We start from the raw sequence: 20372 nt of genomic DNA, 5'->3' as shown, positions 1-20372 counted from the left end.
ATGAAAGGCAAGCAGGCTATGGCCGTCCCAACTCCGGCCACAGCACTGTCATCGCTTGCGATTATGCAGCGGCTTTCAGAGCAGCTTTCTGTGCAGCAAAGGCCCAGTCGAGCCATGCAGTCAGGGCTTCAAGATCAGAAGCTTCAACCGTAGCACCCGCCCAGATACGCAAACCGGAAGGCGCATCGCGATATGCACCGATGTCGAAGGCAACGCCTTCTTTTTCGAGCGCCGAGACGATGCCCTTGGCAAAAGCTGCCTGTGCATCAGCCGAAAGCGCCGTCACTTCCGGATCAACAATCGTCACGCAAACAGATGTGTTGGAGCGCGTTTCAGGCTTCTGAGCCAAATTAGCGATCCATGGCGTCCGCTCGATGAAAGCATCAAGCACAGCGAAATTTGCATCCGCACGTCCGACAAGACCGTCGAGACCGCCGACAGAACGCGCCCAGCTCAGTGCATCGAGATAATCTTCAACGCAGAGCATTGAAGGGGTGTTGATTGTTTCGCCAACGAAGATGCCTTCGATCAGCTTGCCGCCAGAAGTCAGGCGGAAAATCTTTGGCAGCGGCCATGCTGGCTTATAGCTTTCCAGACGCGCAACAGCGCGTGGGGAAAGAATGAGAATGCCGTGTGCGCCCTCGCCGCCAAGCACTTTCTGCCATGAGAAAGTGACAACATCGAGCTTTGCAAAATCAAGACGCTGCGCGAAAGCAGCCGAGGTCGCATCGCAAATGGTCAGGCCTTCACGATTTGCAGGAATGAAATCTGCATTGGGCACGCGAACGCCGGATGTGGTGCCGTTCCAGGTGAAAACGACGTCACGGTCGAAATCAACCTCAGCAAAATCAACCAGTTCGCCATAGGGCGCAACAAAGCTGCGGGTATCTTCCAACTTGAGCTGCTTGATCACGTCTGTGACCCAGCCCGAGCCGAAGCTTTCCCATGCGACCATATCAACGCCGCGCTCACCGAGCAGCGACCACAAGGCCATTTCCACCGCACCCGTGTCGGATGCAGGCACGATGCCAATGCGGTAATCAGCCGGAACGCCGAGAATTTCGCGGGTAAGGTCGATGGCTTCTTTCAGCTTGGTCTTGCCGATTTTCGCACGGTGCGAACGGCCAAGCGGAGCATCGGCAAGCGCTTGAAGCGACCAGCCAGGGCGTTTAGCACAGGGACCTGAAGAAAAATTAGGGTTAGCCGGGCGAACTGCCGGCTTCGCAATCGTCGTCATTTTGTTTCCTATCCTTTCAGATAGCACGCGCCTCGTTGGGGAGGCGTGGCCCGCTGATGAAAATATCGGAAAGCAAAAATTTCACAAGGCGGCGCGAAAGATTATTTGTCGCAGCAAAAAGGCCCGGAAATCCGGGCCTTTGAATTCAATGATAAGCGTTTTCAGCCGCCAAACATGTAACGAAGACCCACACGGACATCGTGGATGTTCATGCCCTTGTCGTAGCCGTCGCCAACCCATTGATTGCCTTCAAACATCTTACCACCATTAATATGACGGAAGCGGTAACCAGCATCGAGCTTGAGGCTCTGTGTCAGATCAACAGATGCACCTGCCATAAGAGCATAGGTAAAGCGCCAATCGGAAGCGCCTTCCTGCATATTGCCATACCGCACATCATTCAAATCAGCCCATTTGACACGCGTGCCACCAATACCGGCACCGACGTAAGGCGTTACACCGCCGAAATTGCCGAGATCTACATAGGCATTTGCAAGAAGTGAAAGGGCGGAATAATGACCACGCTCGTCGGAAGCACAATCGATGTCGCCACCGCAATTTGCGCCAAACGTATTACCGTTAAACTTGGAACGCGTCATGTAATCAAGCGTAACATCGGTACGGAAGTAGTCTGTGACCTGATAGCCGACGCCACCACCGATCAAGAATGATCCTTTCAGATCGCCATGTAGTGTATTACTGCCGAAGGTTGGACCTCCAGAACCACATGTCGCACAATCATCAATTGTCGCATAATCAGCACGCTTGAACCGATTCCAAGAATAACCGATATCGCCACGCAAATACCAACCACCAACGGCTGGCGGAGCGACAACGACTTCCGGCACTGGCTCGATATAATCTGCTGCGAAAGCCGCAGGAGCCATTGCCGTCAGGGCAGCCGATACAGCAAGGCTTGCGCAAAAGGTTTTAATAAGACTGTTCATTCATCTGCCCCATCAATCTGTCACGCCACAACCGCGTCGGAACCGAGTTTTCAAAGGCAGAATATTCAGGAAAAGTTAAATACAACTTAACCTTGTTTTTTAACTACGTTTATTAACAGTTGCTAAACTACAACCTCTGCTGCACCGGACAAAAAAATAGCGCGGACAAGCCGCGCCATTTCTAATGAGATCGATGTTTTATCAGGCCGCAGCACTTTCCGAAGAAATCACGTTGATGATGTCATTGACGACCTTTTCAACGAGTGCGCGGTCATCGCCTTCCGCCATGACCCGGATGAGCGGTTCAGTTCCGGATGGACGAATAACCAGACGTCCCTGCGAACCCAGACGATCAGTCGCTTCGTCGATAGCGCTCTTGACCTTCTTGTTCTCAAGCGGCTTTCCGCCAGCAGTACGAACATTCTTGAGGAGCTGCGGCACTGGCTCAAACTTGCGGCACAGTTCGCTTAGCGGCTTGTTCTCTTCCTGAGCAACAGCAAGAATCTGTAGCGCAGACACCAGACCGTCGCCAGTCGTTGCAAAATCCGACAAAACAATATGACCGGACTGTTCGCCGCCAACATTGAAGCCATACTCGCGCATATGTTCAACCACGTAACGGTCGCCAACCTTGGTACGGGCCAGCGTCATATTGTGATCATGCAGGAAGCGCTCAAGGCCGAGATTGGACATGATCGTCGCGACAATACCGCCGCCCTGCAGACGATCCGATTTAGCCCATGATTCGGCAATCACAGCCAGAAGCTGATCGCCATCGATGACAGTGCCGTTTTCATCGACAAGCAGAACGCGATCCGCATCGCCATCCAGTGCAATACCGACATCGGCGCGCACTTCATGCACCTTCTTCATCAGACCAATCGGATGGGTCGAGCCGCAATCCTCATTGATATTGATGCCGTTCGGCTCGTCATTGATGGTGATGACTTCCGCGCCGAGTTCCCAAAGAGCTGCAGGCGCAACCTTGTAGCCCGCGCCATTGGCGCAATCGACCACAACGCGCAGACCATTGAGCGAGATATTGCGCGGCAGCGTGCGCTTCGCAAATTCGATATAGCGATAGATATCGCCGTCGACGCGCTTGGCCTTGCCCACTTCACCGTGGCTTGCGAGATACGCGGACAGATCGCTGTCGATCAAGCTTTCAATCTGTAACTCGATCTCATCGGACAGCTTGAAGCCATCGGGGCCAAACAGCTTGATGCCATTATCATAGAAAGGATTATGCGAAGCCGAGATCATCACGCCAATATCTGCACGCAAGGAACGGCAGAGCATGGCGACCGCAGGCGTTGGAATTGGACCGAGCAGAAACACGTCCATTCCAGCAGCGGTGAAACCTGCAACCAGTGCATTTTCCAGCATATAGCCGGAACGGCGCGTATCCTTGCCGATCACGACGCGCGAGGCCTGGCCTTTGCGGCGGAAAATATGCCCGACAGCCATACCAACTTTCATGGCAATATCAGGCGTCATCGGAAAGCTGTTGGCCTTGCCGCGAATGCCGTCGGTTCCAAAATATTTACGTGTCATATTCTTAGCCTTGCGTTGCGCCATAGAGCTGTCTCGAACCAATCAAATACAGTCGCTGTTAATCCGTGAGACGGCAATGGCATCCGGGATTGTTAGCCCGGTAATCGATTGTCTGCGTTATTACCGCAAAACCACCCGTCATTGCAATTTCGCCTTTCGGAGAAACAATCTACTTTAAAGCGTGAAACTCCAAATCTTTCCCATGATGCGCCGAAATCATTAACCGAGCCTTTCTCATCTGGTCTGCCAAAAAAGCAGAAAAGCCGGACAGACTGCCCGGCTTTTCGTAAGTTTTGCAGATGCTTATTGCGGCTGCGGGTTTGGTTCGATGCCAGGTTCACCACCTGGTTCCTCACCCTTACGCTTGCGCGGGCTACCGGCTTTCGGCACACCCGAACCGCGTGACGGCGTATCATTGCCCTGATCGCGCGATGGCTTGTTGCCAGCAATCAGTTCCTTGATTTCATCGCCGCTCAGCGTTTCGTATTCGAGCAGACCTTCAGCCAGAGCAATCCAGTCCTCGCGCTTTTCAGTCAGGATGCGGGTTGCTTCGGCATAGGCTTCATCAACCAGACGACGCACTTCACCATCAATGATCTGCGCGGTTGCTTCCGAGATATTCTGCGTGCGCGAAACCGAATGGCCCAGGAACACTTCTTCCTGATTGTCGCCATAGGCAACGCGACCGAGCTTGTCGGAATAACCCCACTGCGTGACCATCGAGCGCGCAAGCTTGGTTGCCTGCTGAATGTCGGAGGATGCACCGGACGTGATGTTTTCTTTGCCGAATTTCAGCTCTTCCGCGACGCGACCGCCCATCAGGATCGCAAGGCGCGATACCATCCAGGTATAGGTTGCCGAATAACGGTCGCCTTCAGGAAGCTGCATCACCATACCCAGCGCACGACCGCGCGGAATGATTGTCGCCTTATGAACAGGGTCAGTGCTCGGTACGTTGATCGCAACGATGGCGTGACCTGCCTCATGATAGGCCGTATTGGCCTTTTCCTGTGGCGTCATGGCGGAACGGCGTTCCGCACCCATCATGATCTTGTCCTTGGCGTCTTCGAATTCCTGCATGGTCACGAGACGCTTGTTGCGACGCGCAGCCATAAGAGCAGATTCATTGACGAGGTTTGCAAGATCGGCACCGGAGAAGCCCGGCGTACCGCGTGCTACAACCTTGAGATCAACATTGGGTGCAAGTGGCACATTGCGCACATGCACTTTGAGGATCTGCTCACGACCAACGATATCCGGGTTCGGAACCACAACCTGACGGTCGAAACGGCCCGGACGCAGGAGCGCCGGATCAAGAACGTCAGGACGGTTGGTTGCAGCAATCAGAATGATTGATTCGTTTGCTTCAAAGCCATCCATCTCAACCAGGAGCTGGTTGAGGGTCTGTTCGCGTTCGTCGTTACCACCGCCGAGACCGGCACCACGATGACGACCGACAGCATCGATTTCGTCGATGAAGATAATGCAAGGCGCATTCTTCTTGGCCTGTTCGAACATGTCGCGGACGCGGCTTGCACCAACACCGACAAACATTTCAACGAAGTCAGAACCAGAGATCGTGAAGAACGGAACATTGGCTTCGCCTGCAACAGAGCGCGCGAGCAAAGTCTTACCGGTTCCGGGAGGGCCTACGAGCAGAACGCCGCGTGGGATCTTACCGCCCAGACGCTGGAACTTCTGCGGATCGCGCAGGAATTCGACGATTTCTTCGAGATCCTGCTTGGCTTCTTCAACGCCTGCAACGTCCTGGAACGTCACACGACCATGCGCTTCGGTCAGAAGCTTGGCCTTCGACTTACCAAAGCCCATCGCACCGCGCGAGCCACCCTGCATCTGACGCATGAAGAAAATCCACACGCCGAGAATAAGGATCATCGGCAACCATGAAAGCAGAATGCCAAGGAGCGAGCTGGAGCCGTCGCTTTCAGGACGAGCGGTGATTGCAACGCCCTTCTCTTCAAGACGAGAAACCAGTCCGGTATCACCCGGCGAATAGGTCTGGAAGGTCGATCCATTATCGGCAAACGTACCGCTGATCCGTTCACCAGTGATGGTGACCGCTTTCACGCGTCCGTTTGAAACGTCATCGATAAATTGGGAGTAAGAAACTTCACGGGAATTCGTGCGCTGGCCAGGACTCTGGAACAGGTTGAACAGCGCTATCAAAAGTAGAGCAATGATCGCCCAGAGGGCGAAGTTGCGATAGTTCGGATTCATATCGGGTCCAATCGATACCACGGCCACCCGAGAAAAGGGCGGTACGATGTTTCGGCTTAACATAGGATCGAAGGAAGGCCTTGCCAAGGCGCGAGAGCCCCCTCACCTTCGATTCTTGTCAATCTGGTTTATAAAAATTAGGACATTCACGGCCAAACCGCTTTTCAACGGCATTTGCCAGCCCAAAATCATAGCCCGGAAGCACATGATCGAAGATTGCGAAGTGTTTCTCGACAGTGATTCCTGCAGGCAGCTGCTGCCCGTTAACTGCTGGAAGTTGCAATAGTTTGCCGTTTTCATAGATAGCAGGCAAAACCAGCAAAGCGTCTCTTTGAACGGAATCGACGTCGAGTTCGGACAGCTCTATGAAATCTGCCAGCTCTTGGCGATCCGGGCTCCGTATCTCCAGCGTGCGGTTGCCCTCATTTGTGAAACGAAACCGCCCGTCCCAGATAATCCGCTGACCTGTCTCAAGCCGCATAATCGACAGGTTGCGCCTCTCACGACGAAACCGGTGCGGCAATCCTCTTCGCCCGAGTTCAACAAGCGCTCCAAAGACCGTCATACGATCAGTTTTTTCATTCCCGGACAAAACTCTCTCTATGCGTGATCGCTCGGCATCGCCGGGGAGAAAACGTCGTCCGCCTGCAATAGATGCAAGCAGGCCTGAAAACAGACGTCGAACATTTTCTGGCAATGCTGCATAAATTTCCGCGTCGACCGAGATCGTGCCGAGAGGGCTCATCTTCACACAGTCTGGATCAGCCAGCGCTGACATCAGCGCCGCGTTGTCGCGTTTACGTGCAGCACCAGCCAAAGCGATCTGTGCGAGGATCGTTTCCGGATCTGCTTCTGCAGCGGAAGTGAGCCTTACCCGCGGACGCTCATAGCTGGTGTTCACGTTGCTTGGATCATCAATCCAGCTGATACCCTTCTTCGTCAGTTCATCACGCAACGTCATGCGCGACTGATCAAGCAAGGGGCGGATCAACTCAACAGAGCTCTCCAGCCACGAACGGGAAGCCATGGCGGCAAGTCCACGCGCTTCCGAATGAGAGCTTCGCTCCTGACGCATCAGAAATGTCTCGATCTGATCGTCGCGCGTATGACCTGTCGCGATAAAATCAGCGCCCACTTCCTGTGCGGCCTGAACCAGCAAGCGGTAGCGCGCCGACCGCGCTGCTGCCGCAATGCCGGTCTTGGGCTTGGCTTCTTCCCAGGCAAAAACGCGATGTGCAATGCCGTAGGCATGGCACAGTTTGCCGACATTTTCCGCTTCATCGGCGGATTCAGCGCGCAGGCGATGGTCGATGGTAACAGCTGTCAGTGGCGGCGGATTTTCCAATGTCGCCAGATGATCTTTGAGGAGGAAAAGGAGCGCAAGAGAATCGCTGCCACCTGAAACAGCAGCAACAATTCCTTTTGCACGCTCAAGTCCGAAGGGTTCAAAAATTTTGATCGGGGAAAGCCCCACTCATAGTCTCCAAAATCAGCATTTAATACGCGTGCGCTCGTCCGTGACCCGCTTCAAAACTGCCGGCGCTGCATTCGGATAGCGGTCCGGAATCTGCTTGAACGTCGCGCATGCAACATCGTGATTATCCATTTTCTCAAGCGTCATGCCGAGCTTGAACATATTCTCCGGCGCGCGTTTTGAATCCGGATAATCGCGCTGCGTATCGATGAATACCGTCGCAGCTTCCGGGAAACGTGATTGACCGTAAAGCGATTCACCCAGCCAATAACGCGCCTCAGCTGTCGTGGGGTCCGCAGGGTAGCGTTTGATATGCTCACGGAAACCAGTCTCGGCGGCCTTGTAATCGCCCGACATCAGATACTGATAGGCAGCCTGATAGAGCGAGTTCGGATTATCGTCGGTCGGCAGAGAAGCGACAGCCTGTCCTGCAGGAAGTGCTGCGCCATGTTCAATCGGGCGCGGCTGAGCATTGATCGTTTCGCCGATTACATTGCCATTGTTATCGAAACGAATGGAGCCGAGCGACTGTGGCGGCTCCCCACGCTGCGGGCCGTCCTGAGGAGCTGCGCCAGAACCAATAGCAGTGGAATCGGCGCCCGATGGATTGTTCGCCGCCGTTTGAGAAGAAGAGCCGAAATTACCATCTGACGAAGCACCGCCTGAAACCCCGTTATCGGGGTTTCCAGCCGGAGCTGCATCAGCCAGCGATGTACCGTTGTTGCCATCTGTCGGCGCACCAACGGCATCCGCACGACCACCATTTTCCAGCGCCTGGAAACGGCGTTCATTTTCTTCCTGCATCTTCTGCATCTGGTCCTGCAATTCGAGAACCTGGAAGTTCATGGCTTCAGCGCGAGCGCCAAGCGTATCGGCAATAGCTGTAGGATTTGGCATACCCTGTGCGCAAAGATCGCTGCCCGGCGGCGGCGTAACGGGAGCATCCTGACCGGCGCTTGCCTGCGCGGGTGCCGAGCCGCCCTTTTTCTTTTCCAGCTCTTCAAAGCGGAACTGGTTGTCGTCCTGCGTCTTCTGCAGCTGTTCGTTGGTGAACGAAATCTGAGCATCCACATCCTCTACCTTACCGGTGAGATTGCGGATCACTTCCTGCTGCAAGCCGGGACTTTGCTGATAGCCACCCTGACCGCCAGCACCATTATCGCGCATCGCGTCGTCAAGAATAGCCGTTGAGCCGATGCTCACATGATTCTGTGCGCCGCCTCGGCCCTTTTCGAGTGCCTGAAAGCGGGTTTCATTGTCGCGCTGAATTTTAAGCATCTTGTCGCGCAACTGCAGAATGCGTGCATAAGACTGCGCATTCTGGTGCGCAAGATTACATACCTGCTGCGCGAACTGGTCACCGCCGGGATTACCCGCCTGCGCCAGCTGGATTTGCCCCTGCTGCGAAGAAACAGATGCCGCCAGAACCGGAGCACTTGCCAAAAGCGGCAACATGGCAAAAGCCAGTGTCACTTTCCTCATTGGTTTCCTCATTCCCTTTTGCCCCTATCGCTCATTTCCGAAAAATGATGGTGCCCTGAAATTATGGCCGCGATAAATATCGTCATGTTCCCGATGTTCAGGTATCGCGCCTGAATATTATCTGAACACCCGATTTCTCACGGCTCTTCTCAGCTTTTAGAGAAAATCCATAAAAAGCAAAGATGCTTTCCCTATGACACAGGCGACTTCGGCCAAAATTTGTCGAAGCGGCTAATATGCGCCTGCCAAAACGAAAAAAGCGGCCAAAAGGCCGCCTTTTCCGTATGAGTGTTGCGATATCGCATATCCAGTGAAGGCGCGAACGCAATCAAACGAGATGAGGTGTTCAACACCTCAATCTGTTTATTAGCTGCCAGCACCGTTAAGAACGGTAACGGCACGACGGTTCTGAGACCAGCACGAGTCGCTATCGCAAACAGCGATTGGACGTTCATTACCGTAGGAAACGGTACGCATACGGCTGGTTGGAACGCCACGAGCTGCAAGGAAGTCACGGGTTGCAGCTGCACGACGCTGGCCGAGTGCCAGGTTGTATTCGCGTGTACCGCGTTCGTCGGCATGACCTTCAACAGTGATCGAGTACTGTGGGTAGCGCTGCAGCCACTGAGCCTGCTTCGACAAAGTCTGCTGTGCATCGGCACGGATCAGCGAAGAATCGAGATCGAACAGAATGCGGTCGCCAACATTCACAGTGAAATCCTGCGACGAGCCGGGCGTAGCAGCGCCACCAGCAAGGCCAAGATCACCGGCATTGTTTGGAAGGTTCTTCTTGGACGCACAACCAGCAACGGCGAGCGTCATGAAAAGGGCAATAGCGATAGGGCTACGTGCAATCGACTGGAAACGGCGCATGGGCCGGAGCTCCTTAAGATTTGATGTTCCTGCGTAACCAACCAATAATCATATTTAGGTTAAGGCAGGCTCAAGAAGTATGGTTAACGATTTCTTTCGGCCAAATGCAAACCGGTTTTTCCGGCAGCAATTCTGTTTCTAGCCCTTGATGGCTAAATGCGGCAGAAACACGGCCCAAAGGCTAAGATTGTGGCAATTTGAGCATAATCGGCCAATCTAGAGCTCTGTTCGCTCCTAATTCGCCTGTAGCTCTGTATTGGTCGTGCAAAATAAAAGGCACGAAACAGAAGTTTCGCGCCTTGTTAAATATCAATGCAGCTTACGGCACTATTCGAGCAGTGGCGACCATGCCGGATCGGAACCGAAGTTCGGCGTCTGGATCTGGCGCTCGTTACGACCGGTCAGATCAATCGTGAACAGCTTTGGTCCACCAGCGCCTGCAGCTTTGCGGAAGAACATCAGGACGCGACCGTTTGGAGCCCAGGTCGGACCTTCATTGTGGAAGCCAGAAGTCAGCAGACGTTCACCTGTACCATCGGTCTTCATGACACCGATCGAGAACTGGCCCTGCGACTGCTTGGTGAAGGCGATCAGATCACCGCGTGGCGACCAGACAGGGGTCGAGTAGCTGCCATCACCCGCCGAGATACGGCGTGGATTGGAGCCATCGGCGCCCATGACATAAAGCTGCGGACGGCCACCACGGTCGGACGAGAAGACGATCTGCGAACCATCAGGCGAATAAGACGCACTCGTGTCGATTGCCTGACTGCTGGTGAGACGGGTTGTCGAGCGATTACGCAGGTCCATCGTGTAGACGTTCGCACTGCCATCGTCCTGCAGCAGGCTCATTACAACTTTCTGACCATCTGGCGAGAAGCGTGGCGCAATCGACATGCCGGGGAAGTTGCCGACAAGTTCGCGCTGACCGGTTTCAAGCTGCAGCAGATAAACGCGCGGCTGACCACCAGCGAACGACATATAAGTGACTTCCTGGCGGTTCGGCGAGAAGCGTGGCGTCAGAGCAATGTCACGGCCATCGGAAAGATAGCGCACATTCGCGCCGTCCTGATCCATGATCGCAAGGCGCTTGACGCGCTTCTGTGCCGGGCCGGATTCATCGACAAACACGATACGTGTATCGAAATAGCCCTTTTCACCGGTCAGGCGCTCATAAATCGCATCGGCGATGATGTGCGCAACACGACGCCAGTTATCCGGCGTGGTGAAAAACTGCTGGCCGATCATCTGCTGACCGCCAAACGTATCCCACAGGCGGAACTCAGCCTTCAAACGGCCATCTGGCTGCTTGGTAATGCGGCCCGTCACCAGTGCCTGCGCGTTGATAACTTTCCAGTCTTCAAAACGCGGCGATGCATCGGGATTGGAAATCTTTTCGATGAACGCGCCTTTGTTGATTGGCGCAAAAAGGCCAGAGCGCTCAAGATCCGCAGCAATGACAGAAGTGATGTTCGGTCCAAGCTGATCTGCCGACAGGAAGTCGGTGATAGCAATTGGCAGTGGCTCGACCACACCCTTGTTGATGTTGATTTCCACCACCGCGCGAGCAGGCATGGTGGAAACAAGACTTGCAGCGATCACACAGGCGAAAGCCGACAAGGCTGCGCGGATCTTTGTTTTCATGATGCCTATTTTCATATCTTCTGGGACCTCTTTTGTCCTTGGCATTCAACTTGTTTGCGACCGGAAATCCGATCAGAACATTTCGCTCGGGTCGAAGTTGACGATCACTTCCGACCATGAATCATATTTGTCTGCTGGCAGATTGTATGGTGCGCAACGAGCCACAGCGCGCTTGGCGCTTTCAGCTGCCGCACGGCCCACACCGTCACCACCGCCACCAGATGTTACCTCAGGAGAACCCTGGATAGAGCCGTCCTGATTAAGACGCATCTTCACCGTCACGACCAGACCTGGAGCGTCTGCCACACCGGCAGGCACATTCCAGCACTTGGAAATCGCACCACGAAGGGCATCCATTTCATTCTGGCTCAGCTTCGAGCCGCCTGTATTCTTCTTGCCGCCCAACGATGCCTGATCGGTCGAACGCTTTGCGCCGCCGCCCGATGCCTTCTGCTTGTTGAGGAGTGCTGCCACTTCATCAGCAATGGCATCATTCTTCGACTGCGAAGTCTGCGAGGCGGACTGCGTAGGCTTCTTTTCTTCCGTCGGCTTGCGATCAGGCGTCTTAGCCGTCTGCGCCTGCGGAGGTTTAGGCTTTGCCTGTGGTGCCGGAACATTATCCGGCAATTTTGGAGCCGTCTGATCAGGTGCTTCCGCCTGCTTCTCGATTGCTTCCGCAACCGGATCCGGCTTCACTTCCTGCTTTTCTTCAGGCTTGGTCTGAACTTCGGTCGCAGGCACCGGTGTCGGCTGTTCCTGCGGCTTGGGTTCAGGTTTTGGATCTGGCTTCGGTTCCGGCTTTTTCACCGGCTCCGGCTGTGCTTTTGGTTCCTCAGCCGCTTCAATGGGCTTCGCCTTGTTATCAGGCTTTGGAGGCGTCTGAAGATCGACGTCGTTGTCGCCGACGTTTTGAGCATCGGGAACGACATTCGGCTTTTTCGTCGGAACAGGCGCCGACTTTTCCTTCATCGGCGCAGTCTTATCGCCCTGCTGGATCTGGGTAATCGATTCGATCGGCACGATGTCGACCGGAAACGACTCCGAATCCTGCACGTCGAAAGCCTTCGGCGAGGAGAAGGAGAAAAGCCCCAACGCGATAACGACGGTATGGAGGGCTACAGAAGATGTCAGGCCAGCCTTCATGATGGCGTCAGCTATCCTGCTCCTGGAGTGTCACAAGGCCGATATTCTTGAAACCGGCGGCGGAAATGCGAGCCATGACCTTCATGACGGTGCCGTAATCGGCAGCCTTGTCACCGCGCACGAAAATGCGCTCTTCGTAACCGGTCTTGGCAATCGCCTGAAGTTTGGCAACAACTTCATCGAGCGGAATTTCAGTTTCCTGCAGATAGATCTTGCCGTCATTGCTGACCGATACAGTGATCGGCTGCGTGTCGGCATTCATGGCTTTCGCCTGCGTATCCGGCAGATCGATAGGCACGCCAACCGTCAGAAGCGGAGCAGAGACCATGAAGATGATAAGCAGCACCAGCATCACGTCCACGAATGGCGTAACGTTGATTTCGCTCATCAATGCCTTCTTGCGACCACGCCTGCGGCGTCCGCCCGATTGCATTCCCTGATTTCCAACTGACATGCCCATTTCAATATTCCCGAAGGCTCGATTTAGCTTAGATGCCGGAACGCTCTATTTTGTTTTCACGCTTGTCGTTATCGGAAAAACGGATCCCACTTTTCCGCGACATGCTTTAGCTGCGCGGCGTCAGCTTCTCATCAATTTGGCGCGACAGTATGGCAGAGAACTCATCCGCAAAGCCTTCGAGCCTGCCATTGACCTTACCCGCGTCACTCGACAGCTTGTTGTAGGCAATAACTGCAGGGATAGCGGCCAGAAGACCGATAGCAGTTGCAAGCAGCGCTTCCGCAATACCCGGCGCCACGACGGCGAGATTGGTGTTTTTGGATGCTGCAATTGCCTGGAACGAGGTCATAATACCGACAACCGTACCGAACAGACCGATAAAGGGTGCCGCTGAACCAATCGTTGCAAGGAAGCCGAGCCGCGATTCCAGCTTTTCGCTTTCACGCGCCAGTGCCACATCCATCGCCTTGTCGATACGCATCTGAAGTGCAATCGGAGACCGCGCACCCTTCTCAAACGACTTTTTCCACTCACGCATGGCAGCCATGAAGATGGAGGCCATGCCCGTTGTGCGACGATCATTGAGATTGCGGTAGAGCTCTTCCAGCGACTGACCGGACCAGAAAGCCTGCTCGAAGCGATCAATTGCGCGGCGTGCGCGACCGTAAGCGACAATCTTGTCTACGATGATCGCCCAGGTCCAAACCGATGCAACGATCAGACCAAGCATAACAAGCTTAACGACCCAGCCTGCCTGCATGAACAGGCCCCAGAGGGTAATATCGGCGGCAGGGGCCGCAAGCGCAACATTTTCCATCGATCTACCGTCCTCGAATCCAAACGCCCGGCGTCATAACCGGGCGGCATCGCAAATTCTTCTAGAAACGTCCGTTTCCGAACGCCCCAACCTGCGCAGCTTTATCTAACGAGCTTTTTGCACACCCTGACGGATATGCTGACGCTCTGCGCCACAACCGCCATATCGGATTTCAACTTTAAATCCTCACAGCGCTTGTTACGGTTAATTTTGGTGAAAGGAAGGCGCTGCACTTCAACCCAGCCTCTCAACCGATTCCGTCAGCATGATTAATGGAATATTATGGTTAAGGATGCGTTATCATTTAAAGAGAAGCGCCATGTACCCGTTAATTATTGCGGGCGTTTCTGAAACTATTAGAGCGCCTTGCACCCTCTTGGGTACACAAAGGTCGCTCTAACACTCTATCTTTACAGCATAATTTTACCTTAAACTGATCCAAGTTTAGGGAGTTACGCTGTAGTCAGCTTTCGTGAAAGCTTCACGCCATTCATCGGGAATTCGGCGCGGATGTCCTTCCTTGGTGATCATCACCGCCTCGACCTTGGCTTCTGACAGCAATCGTCCATCACAGGTGATCTTCTGCGCCATAATGACCCGTGCCCCGCGAATTTCGCTGACACGGGTTTCGATCAGGATGAGGTCGTCCATCTTTGCAGGCGATTTATAGTCGATCTCCATGCGGCGAACGACCCAGACCATTTCCTCACCAAGCGAACCTTCAGCAAGCTCGATATGGTGAACATCCTGAAGACGCAGGAAATCGGTGCGGCCGCGCTCGTAAAATTCGAGATAGCGACCGTGATAAACGAAGCCCGAGAAATCCGTATCGGCATAATAGATGCGGGCATAGAGATGATGGGTCCCGTCTTTCAGTTCGCCCGCAACCTGCGCATGATCCATAACTATTCGTCTTCCATGAAAAGGCCGAACTGCGACTGTTGTGTCACCTCAGCAGGCGCGGCCAGTCCCATATGTTGCCAGGCAAGTGCCGTCAAAACACGTCCTCGTGGGGTACGCTGCAAAAAGCCCTGCTGGATCATATAGGGTTCGATGATGTCTTCGATTGCGTCTCGCGGTTCAGACAATCCCGCTGCAATTGTTTCGATACCGACCGGACCACCGCCAAAATTGCGTGCGATCATATCGAGATAACGCCGGTCAAGCTGATCAAACCCGCGATTATCAACCTCAAGCCGTGAAAGCGCTTCATCGGCGATCTTGCGATCAATCACATCGGCACCTGCGACCAGCGCGAAATCGCGCACCCGGCGCAACAAACGGCCTGCAATACGTGGTGTGCCGCGAGAACGACGTGCGACTTCCAGCGCACCATCAGGCGAAATGCCCATCTGCATGATGCGCGCGCCACGGCGCACGATATATTCAAGCTCTTCGACCGTATAGAAATTGAGCCTGACCGGAATACCGAAACGATCCCGCAAGGGCGTGGTCAGCAGCCCAAGACGGGTGGTCGCTGCAACCAGCGTAAATTTCGCAAGATCAATCTTCACCGAACGCGCTGCCGGACCTTCACCAATGATGAGATCGAGCTGAAAATCTTCCATCGCCGGATAGAGAATTTCTTCGACGGCCGGGCTCAAACGATGAATTTCATCGATGAACAGAACATCCCGATCTTCGAGATTGGTCAGAAGTGCTGCGAGATCACCGGCCTTGGCAATCACCGGACCAGAGGTCGAGCGGAAATTAACGCCAAGTTCTTTGGCCATGATCTGCGCAAGTGTGGTCTTGCCAAGTCCTGGAGGCCCGACAAACAGCACATGGTCCAGTGCTTCGCCGCGCACTTTTGCAGCTTCAATAAAGACTTTTAGATTAGCGCGCGCAGCCGCCTGCCCCACAAAATCATTAAGCGTTTGCGGGCGTAGGGTGCTATCGGCATCTTCAGCGCTGATATCAGCATCAATAAGAGGGTTGCGGTCGCTCATGCCAGTCCTCTCGCATGAACATTAACCTGAGACAAGTATCTCACCGCGACAGCTCCTTCAAACCAAGACGAATGAGCTTGGCCGAATCTGCATCTTCTCCGGCTTCTCTAAGTGCTGCAGCCACCGCATTGGCCGCCTGATCGCGTGAATAGCCCAGATTGGATAGCGCTGAAACCGCATCGCTCACTGGTGCCGAAGCCGCACCCGCGCCGATTTCCTGCTTAAGCCCGATCGTGCCGCTGGCTTCCCCTGCAAACGCCGGTGCCTTGTTCTTCAACTCGGTAACGATACGTTCGGCCACCTTCTTGCCAACGCCCGGCGCACGCGACACCATATTGATATCGCGCAACGCAATCGCATTGGCGAGTTCCGGCACCGTCAATGTACCCAGAACGGCAAGCGCGACCTTGGCACCAACGCCCTGTACATTCTGCAACAGGCGGAACCATTCGCGCTCAAGCTGCGATGCGAAACCATAAAGGCGGATCATGTCCTCGCGCACATAGGTCTCGATAAACAGAACAGCCGCTTCCCCTGCCCCGCCAAGATTACCAAGCGTACGGGCCGAACAAAAAGCAACATAGCCAACGCCATGCACGTCGATGACAGCATGATCCTCAGCGATTTCATCGATCACGCCCTTGAGCTTGCCGATCATTTGATACCTATCCTGCTAAAAGCGCATCCCGAAAAATGTGTAACGGTTTTCGGAACAAGATGCGCGTTAACTTAGAAGCGCCTGCAATCTGCGTGCGCTGACAATGCTCTGACGGTGATGTGCATGGCAGATGGCAATGGCGAGCGCATCGGCAGCATCGCTCGTATCGAACGTTGCGCGCGGCATCAGAACCTTCACCATCATATGAATTTGCTGCTTTTCACCATGGCCCACGCCAATCACCGCCTTCTTGACGGCGTTGGGCGCATATTCCGCAACAGGAAGCCCGGCCTGAGCAGGCGCCAGAAGTGCAATACCGCGCGCCTGACCGAGCTTGAGCGTAGCAGTTGCATCCTTGTTGACGAATGTATGTTCGACGGCGGCTTCATGCGGCATGAATTCATGCAGGACCTTTGCGAGCCCCTCATGCAGCTGGCAAAGCCGTGAAGCGAGATCCATCTCGGCATTCGACGTCACCGTGCCGGAGCCGATAAAATGCAGGGAATTTCCAAGCGATTCGACAATGCCCCAGCCGGTACGGCGGAGCCCCGGATCAATACCAATGATGCGAATCGTTTCTTTCATAAGTGAACCCTATCCTCAGACAGGTTCACTTGACAGCATAAATGTGAACAAAAGAGAAACATGCGCGCCGGGATGCGCACATCAAAGAAATATCAGGAAGCGCCGAAAGCCGTCTTGAGCAGCACAATCTGATCCGACACCGGATTGCCGCGTGGTGTGGTCTGCAGCGAAACGACTTCGCCATAGACATTGCGATCCATGCGGCGCACGCGGGCCTGAAGGCGGATCGAACGCTCGATAAGTTCAACGAAGGCAAAAGGAAGTTCATTCCAGCCTGCCGCTACATCGCCTGCCGATGGCGTATCAAGACGAACCTTGGCCTTTTCGGATTCAACCTGCTGACGGGACATTTCGCCATTGCGGGCAGCGCGCTGCAGCAGAAGCCATGAAGCAACCTGCATCAGGCGGGTGGTCAGGCGCATCGATTCGGCAGCATAAAGGGTTGCGGCAACTCGCGAGAGAGTGCGCGCTTCTTCACGGCCTTCACCATCGAGGTAGCTGGCCGCTTCCTCAACCATATCCATGCCTTCACTGTAAATCGGCTTAAAGGAATCCGAGAAAACCATGCGCTCAGCGAGGCTGATCATATTGCCCGGCATCTGTCCCTGTTCGCTAATCACTGCTCTGCCACCTTACATGAACGCATCAGCGTCCATTTTGTTGCTCGCATACCTCAAATGCATGCGAATGAATTTCTTGAACCGCTGTTCGATCATGGGGAGAGCGAAGACGGAACAGCCGCTTTTAATGAGTCCACGACAAACTGCACCTTCATGCACTGTCGCGCAAGAATATGTTTAATGAAGAGTTAATATTTTTGGGAGGATTTTCAATGATGGTAAACGACTAAAGCCAGTCGCGGAAAGACCGGAGCTGGCTTTCCGATAACGATATGCGCGAAAACAAAGAGATAAGCGTGCAGCGGGCGCAATCAAACGCATGACGCTCTGAAAACTCTGCCCGCAAGAAGAGCATAAAAAAAGAGCCGCAAAGGCGGCTCTCAGGAGTTTAACAGGGAGGCGTCAAACAGAGTGGCTAAACCACTCGGTAAGAATCCAGCCGAACTGGATGTAAACCATTTAACGCCGTTAAGATTAATGAAGCGTTAATTTTGGGCTCAAGCTGTGGAAGTTTCCGCGCCCTGTCAGCAAGCCCAAATAAAAAAGCCGCCCGAAGGCGGCTTTTAAAAATTACTCGATCATACCCGTTGCAAAGCAGGTTTCGGGTTTGATGCGGCCGGAACCTTGGTGCCTTCGGCGGTTGCAGGCTTTGCCGCTGGCTTCTTTCCCCAACCGATCGTTGGCAGCCACTCAAGATAATAAGCCAGTGCGAATTGCATCACCACACCCGTTGCAATCAACAGCGCATCATATGGCAGACCACCCGGATTAACGAGCTTCATCACCTGCGCAACCATTGCCAGCAGCGTACCAGCAATAAACACAGGCAGCGAATGCTTACCCAGAATGGCAAGCGGATTATCAGAAGACGTGCGCGCAATACTGTTCAACGTCGGCACAACCGCGATCAGATAAGCCATCGCCAGCACATGCAGTAGACGCGGAGCCGAAAGGAAGGTCTTGTCAAAGCCCGTCAGGACCGCAGGCATTCCCATTGAGGCATCAATGCCCCAGAGCGGAATGCGAACCCAGGCCAGCGACAGAACCAGATAACCGACAGCAACTGCAATCAGCGCAGGATGTGCCGGGATTTTATCACCGCGACGCACATACATGACACCGGCAATACCGATCGCAAACAGGAACTGCCAGGACAGTGGGTTCAGGAACCAGACGCCGCCAGTCGGGTAGTTGATCGGTGCAACACCATATAGACCCGACAGAAGCCAGACTGTACCCGACACAGCAACCATCAGCGAAAGGCTGATGCGTGCAAGCAGCAGCAGCAATGGCGTCATCAGAAGCATGACGGCATACATCGACAAAATATTGTTGTAGCCGAGCTGATGTCCAAGCGTGACCAGACCAAGCAGAGCTTCAACCGGCTGCTTGACCAGCGGGCCGATATTGATCTGCGTGAGCAGCTCACGATGCTTGAGGAAAATGGCGGCGGCAGCAAAAATACCGATCGTCGCAAGCGTCGTCATGATGTGCGCAGTATAAAGCACACAGGCGCGACGCCACATTTTCAAGGTCAGCACGAGACGATTACCCGGCGCAAACTTGCCGCCATAGGCCAAAGCCACCGCCATGCCTGAAATCAGAACAAAAGCTTCAGCGGAATCAGAGAAGCCGAGATTCTTGTGCGTGAAGTGCTCGAAAATCGTTCCGGGTACATGATTGATGAAAATCGTAAGCAGTGCCAGCGCGCGGAACACGTCGATACGTGTATCGCGAACCTTTGGCACTATTTTCGCCGTTTCACTCGTCATTTCACCTGCCTGCCGTTTGTTTTTCCGTCTGCAATAGCGCAGCACTCATTGCCGCCTATATAGCTGGTAATTCGGGCGGAACCCGGTTGGTTCCAATCAACTTTCGTTCCAGTGGATAACATAATGCCAGAACACGACCTTCCGGCCCTTCAACAAAGGCGTGCCAATGCAAAAGGACTGTTCAACGAAGTCCTCTTACTTTATGCCCGAATTCCATCAACATCTTTCGCTAGGTTTGGTTTATGAACACGCCCAATACTTCACAGGAAAATGAACGCTGCCGCCTCTTGCTGGTCGCACCACCGCTTGCCGATGGTGATGCGCTGGCAAAGCTTTTGTCTGCAGCGCTCTCAGGTGGCGATGTTGCGAGCGTGATTCTCGACGGTGGCGATCTGGATGAAGCCGCTTTTCAGGCATCAGCCCAGAAAGCCGTTTCCATCATTCAGGAAAATGGTGCGGCGGCTATCATTCTCAATGACACCCGCATTGCAGGTCGCGTCGGTGCCGACGGCATACATATCGAAGGCAAAGCCAGTGAACTTGCTGAAGCCATCGAAAAGCACACGCCAAAGTTTATCGTTGGCACGGGCAATCTTCGTGATCGTCACGGCGCGATGGAGATCGGCGAACTGCAGCCTGATTATGTTTTCTTTGGCAAAATTGGCGCAGACAATAAGTCCGATGCTCATCCTCGCAATCTTGCGCTGGCTGAATGGTGGGCTGAAATGGTCGAAATTCCAAGTATTGCACAGGCCGGCAATACGATTGAAAGTGTCGTTGAAGCAGCACAAACCGGCGCTGATTTCGTGGCCCTCGGCCGCGCAGTCTTCGAGGCCGAAGATCCTGCAAAGGCTGTCGCTGAAGCCAACAGGCTTCTCGATGAAAATGCACCCCGCTTTGAAAATTAAATCCGCCAAGG

At 54.1% G+C, this 20372-nt stretch carries 18 protein-coding genes; 1 reads left to right on the top strand and 17 read right to left on the bottom strand.

Annotated features, from left to right (window positions below; translation table 11 throughout):
- Positions 1-61 precede the first annotated feature (61 nt).
- The 17 genes from QSJ70_RS19865 to QSJ70_RS19785 all read right to left on the bottom strand — a co-directional run bounded on the left by QSJ70_RS19865 (position 62) and on the right by QSJ70_RS19785 (position 19453).
- Positions 62-1237, bottom strand: coding sequence for a phosphoserine transaminase (locus QSJ70_RS19865; protein WP_007876560.1), 1176 nt, complete (start codon positions 1235-1237; stop codon positions 62-64).
- Between the two features lie 161 nt (positions 1238-1398).
- On the bottom strand, positions 1399-2184 hold the full coding sequence (locus QSJ70_RS19860) for an outer membrane protein (protein ID WP_079212262.1): 786 nt from the start codon (positions 2182-2184) through the stop codon (positions 1399-1401).
- Between the two features lie 201 nt (positions 2185-2385).
- The gene (gene glmM / locus QSJ70_RS19855; protein ID WP_285538961.1) at positions 2386-3738 is read right to left on the bottom strand and encodes a phosphoglucosamine mutase; all 1353 of its coding nucleotides are present in this window, start codon (positions 3736-3738) and stop codon (positions 2386-2388) included.
- 303 nt (positions 3739-4041) lie between these two features.
- Positions 4042-5976 carry an ATP-dependent zinc metalloprotease FtsH gene (ftsH, locus tag QSJ70_RS19850; RefSeq protein ID WP_007876567.1) on the bottom strand — a complete coding sequence of 645 codons (1935 nt, stop codon included), beginning with the start codon at positions 5974-5976 and terminating at the stop codon, positions 4042-4044.
- A 118-nt stretch (positions 5977-6094) separates the two neighbouring features.
- Positions 6095-7450, bottom strand: coding sequence for a tRNA lysidine(34) synthetase TilS (gene tilS / locus QSJ70_RS19845; protein WP_285538959.1), 1356 nt, complete (start codon positions 7448-7450; stop codon positions 6095-6097).
- A gap of 15 nt (positions 7451-7465) precedes the next feature.
- Positions 7466-8944, bottom strand: coding sequence for a tol-pal system protein YbgF (gene ybgF / locus QSJ70_RS19840; RefSeq protein WP_285538957.1), 1479 nt, complete (start codon positions 8942-8944; stop codon positions 7466-7468).
- Between the two features lie 354 nt (positions 8945-9298).
- On the bottom strand, positions 9299-9805 hold the full coding sequence (pal, locus tag QSJ70_RS19835; RefSeq protein ID WP_007876572.1) for a peptidoglycan-associated lipoprotein Pal: 507 nt from the start codon (positions 9803-9805) through the stop codon (positions 9299-9301).
- Positions 9806-10132: 327 nt separating this feature from the next.
- Positions 10133-11464: a Tol-Pal system beta propeller repeat protein TolB gene (gene tolB / locus QSJ70_RS19830; protein ID WP_007876573.1), complete on the bottom strand. Its 1332-nt coding sequence runs from the start codon at positions 11462-11464 to the stop codon at positions 10133-10135.
- A 57-nt stretch (positions 11465-11521) separates the two neighbouring features.
- Positions 11522-12592, bottom strand: coding sequence for a cell envelope integrity protein TolA (gene tolA, locus QSJ70_RS19825; RefSeq protein WP_064321043.1), 1071 nt, complete (start codon positions 12590-12592; stop codon positions 11522-11524).
- A gap of 7 nt (positions 12593-12599) precedes the next feature.
- Positions 12600-13052 carry a protein TolR gene (tolR, locus tag QSJ70_RS19820; protein WP_007876576.1) on the bottom strand — a complete coding sequence of 151 codons (453 nt, stop codon included), beginning with the start codon at positions 13050-13052 and terminating at the stop codon, positions 12600-12602.
- A gap of 106 nt (positions 13053-13158) precedes the next feature.
- Positions 13159-13869 (bottom strand): protein TolQ, encoded by a 711-nt coding sequence (gene tolQ / locus QSJ70_RS19815; protein ID WP_007876578.1) that lies wholly within the window; start codon positions 13867-13869, stop codon positions 13159-13161.
- 444 nt (positions 13870-14313) lie between these two features.
- On the bottom strand, positions 14314-14772 hold the full coding sequence (locus tag QSJ70_RS19810; RefSeq protein ID WP_007876581.1) for a YbgC/FadM family acyl-CoA thioesterase: 459 nt from the start codon (positions 14770-14772) through the stop codon (positions 14314-14316).
- A 2-nt stretch (positions 14773-14774) separates the two neighbouring features.
- Positions 14775-15818: a Holliday junction branch migration DNA helicase RuvB gene (ruvB, locus tag QSJ70_RS19805; RefSeq protein ID WP_007876583.1), complete on the bottom strand. Its 1044-nt coding sequence runs from the start codon at positions 15816-15818 to the stop codon at positions 14775-14777.
- Between the two features lie 40 nt (positions 15819-15858).
- A complete protein-coding gene (gene ruvA, locus QSJ70_RS19800) occupies positions 15859-16476 on the bottom strand; it encodes a Holliday junction branch migration protein RuvA (protein WP_064321046.1) in 618 nt (205 codons plus the stop codon).
- Positions 16477-16542: 66 nt separating this feature from the next.
- Complete coding sequence (gene ruvC / locus QSJ70_RS19795; RefSeq protein ID WP_007876587.1) at positions 16543-17061, bottom strand: crossover junction endodeoxyribonuclease RuvC; 519 nt, start codon at positions 17059-17061, stop codon at positions 16543-16545.
- A 92-nt stretch (positions 17062-17153) separates the two neighbouring features.
- Positions 17154-17660 carry a protease adaptor protein RcdA gene (rcdA, locus tag QSJ70_RS19790; RefSeq protein ID WP_007876590.1) on the bottom strand — a complete coding sequence of 169 codons (507 nt, stop codon included), beginning with the start codon at positions 17658-17660 and terminating at the stop codon, positions 17154-17156.
- 599 nt (positions 17661-18259) lie between these two features.
- Entirely contained in the window at positions 18260-19453 is a 1194-nt protein-coding gene (locus QSJ70_RS19785; RefSeq protein ID WP_079212266.1) for an OpgC family protein, read from the bottom strand.
- A gap of 242 nt (positions 19454-19695) precedes the next feature.
- On the opposite strand from QSJ70_RS19785, the gene QSJ70_RS19780 reads away from it, so the two are divergent.
- Positions 19696-20361 carry a thiamine phosphate synthase gene (locus QSJ70_RS19780; protein WP_285538950.1) on the top strand — a complete coding sequence of 222 codons (666 nt, stop codon included), beginning with the start codon at positions 19696-19698 and terminating at the stop codon, positions 20359-20361.
- The last annotated feature ends 11 nt before the right edge of the window (positions 20362-20372 follow it).

This window comes from Brucella sp. NBRC 12950, from assembly GCF_030268145.1.
Taxonomy (GTDB): Bacteria; Pseudomonadota; Alphaproteobacteria; order Rhizobiales; family Rhizobiaceae; genus Brucella.
This window is presented reverse-complemented; position numbering and strand designations above follow the sequence as displayed.

Bases quoted from the DNA above. Each gene is read 5' to 3' on its own strand.
- QSJ70_RS19785 (WP_079212266.1), bottom strand. From the start codon at position 19,453: ATGACGAGTGAAACGGCGAAAATAGTGCCAAAGGTTCGCGATACACGT.
- ruvA (WP_064321046.1), bottom strand. From the start codon at position 16,476: ATGATCGGCAAGCTCAAGGGCGTGATCGATGAAATCGCTGAGGATCAT.
- QSJ70_RS19865 (WP_007876560.1), bottom strand. From the start codon at position 1,237: ATGACGACGATTGCGAAGCCGGCAGTTCGCCCGGCTAACCCTAATTTT.
- tolR (WP_007876576.1), bottom strand. From the start codon at position 13,052: ATGGGCATGTCAGTTGGAAATCAGGGAATGCAATCGGGCGGACGCCGC.
- ruvB (WP_007876583.1), bottom strand. From the start codon at position 15,818: ATGAGCGACCGCAACCCTCTTATTGATGCTGATATCAGCGCTGAAGAT.
- QSJ70_RS19780 (WP_285538950.1), top strand. From the start codon at position 19,696: ATGAACACGCCCAATACTTCACAGGAAAATGAACGCTGCCGCCTCTTG.
- ybgF (WP_285538957.1), bottom strand. From the start codon at position 8,944: ATGAGGAAACCAATGAGGAAAGTGACACTGGCTTTTGCCATGTTGCCG.
- tolB (WP_007876573.1), bottom strand. From the start codon at position 11,464: ATGAAAATAGGCATCATGAAAACAAAGATCCGCGCAGCCTTGTCGGCT.
- QSJ70_RS19860 (WP_079212262.1), bottom strand. From the start codon at position 2,184: ATGAACAGTCTTATTAAAACCTTTTGCGCAAGCCTTGCTGTATCGGCT.
- ruvC (WP_007876587.1), bottom strand. From the start codon at position 17,061: ATGAAAGAAACGATTCGCATCATTGGTATTGATCCGGGGCTCCGCCGT.
- pal (WP_007876572.1), bottom strand. From the start codon at position 9,805: ATGCGCCGTTTCCAGTCGATTGCACGTAGCCCTATCGCTATTGCCCTT.
- ftsH (WP_007876567.1), bottom strand. From the start codon at position 5,976: ATGAATCCGAACTATCGCAACTTCGCCCTCTGGGCGATCATTGCTCTA.
- tolA (WP_064321043.1), bottom strand. From the start codon at position 12,592: ATGAAGGCTGGCCTGACATCTTCTGTAGCCCTCCATACCGTCGTTATC.
- rcdA (WP_007876590.1), bottom strand. From the start codon at position 17,660: ATGCCGGGCAATATGATCAGCCTCGCTGAGCGCATGGTTTTCTCGGAT.
- tolQ (WP_007876578.1), bottom strand. From the start codon at position 13,869: ATGGAAAATGTTGCGCTTGCGGCCCCTGCCGCCGATATTACCCTCTGG.
- glmM (WP_285538961.1), bottom strand. From the start codon at position 3,738: ATGACACGTAAATATTTTGGAACCGACGGCATTCGCGGCAAGGCCAAC.
- QSJ70_RS19810 (WP_007876581.1), bottom strand. From the start codon at position 14,772: ATGGATCATGCGCAGGTTGCGGGCGAACTGAAAGACGGGACCCATCAT.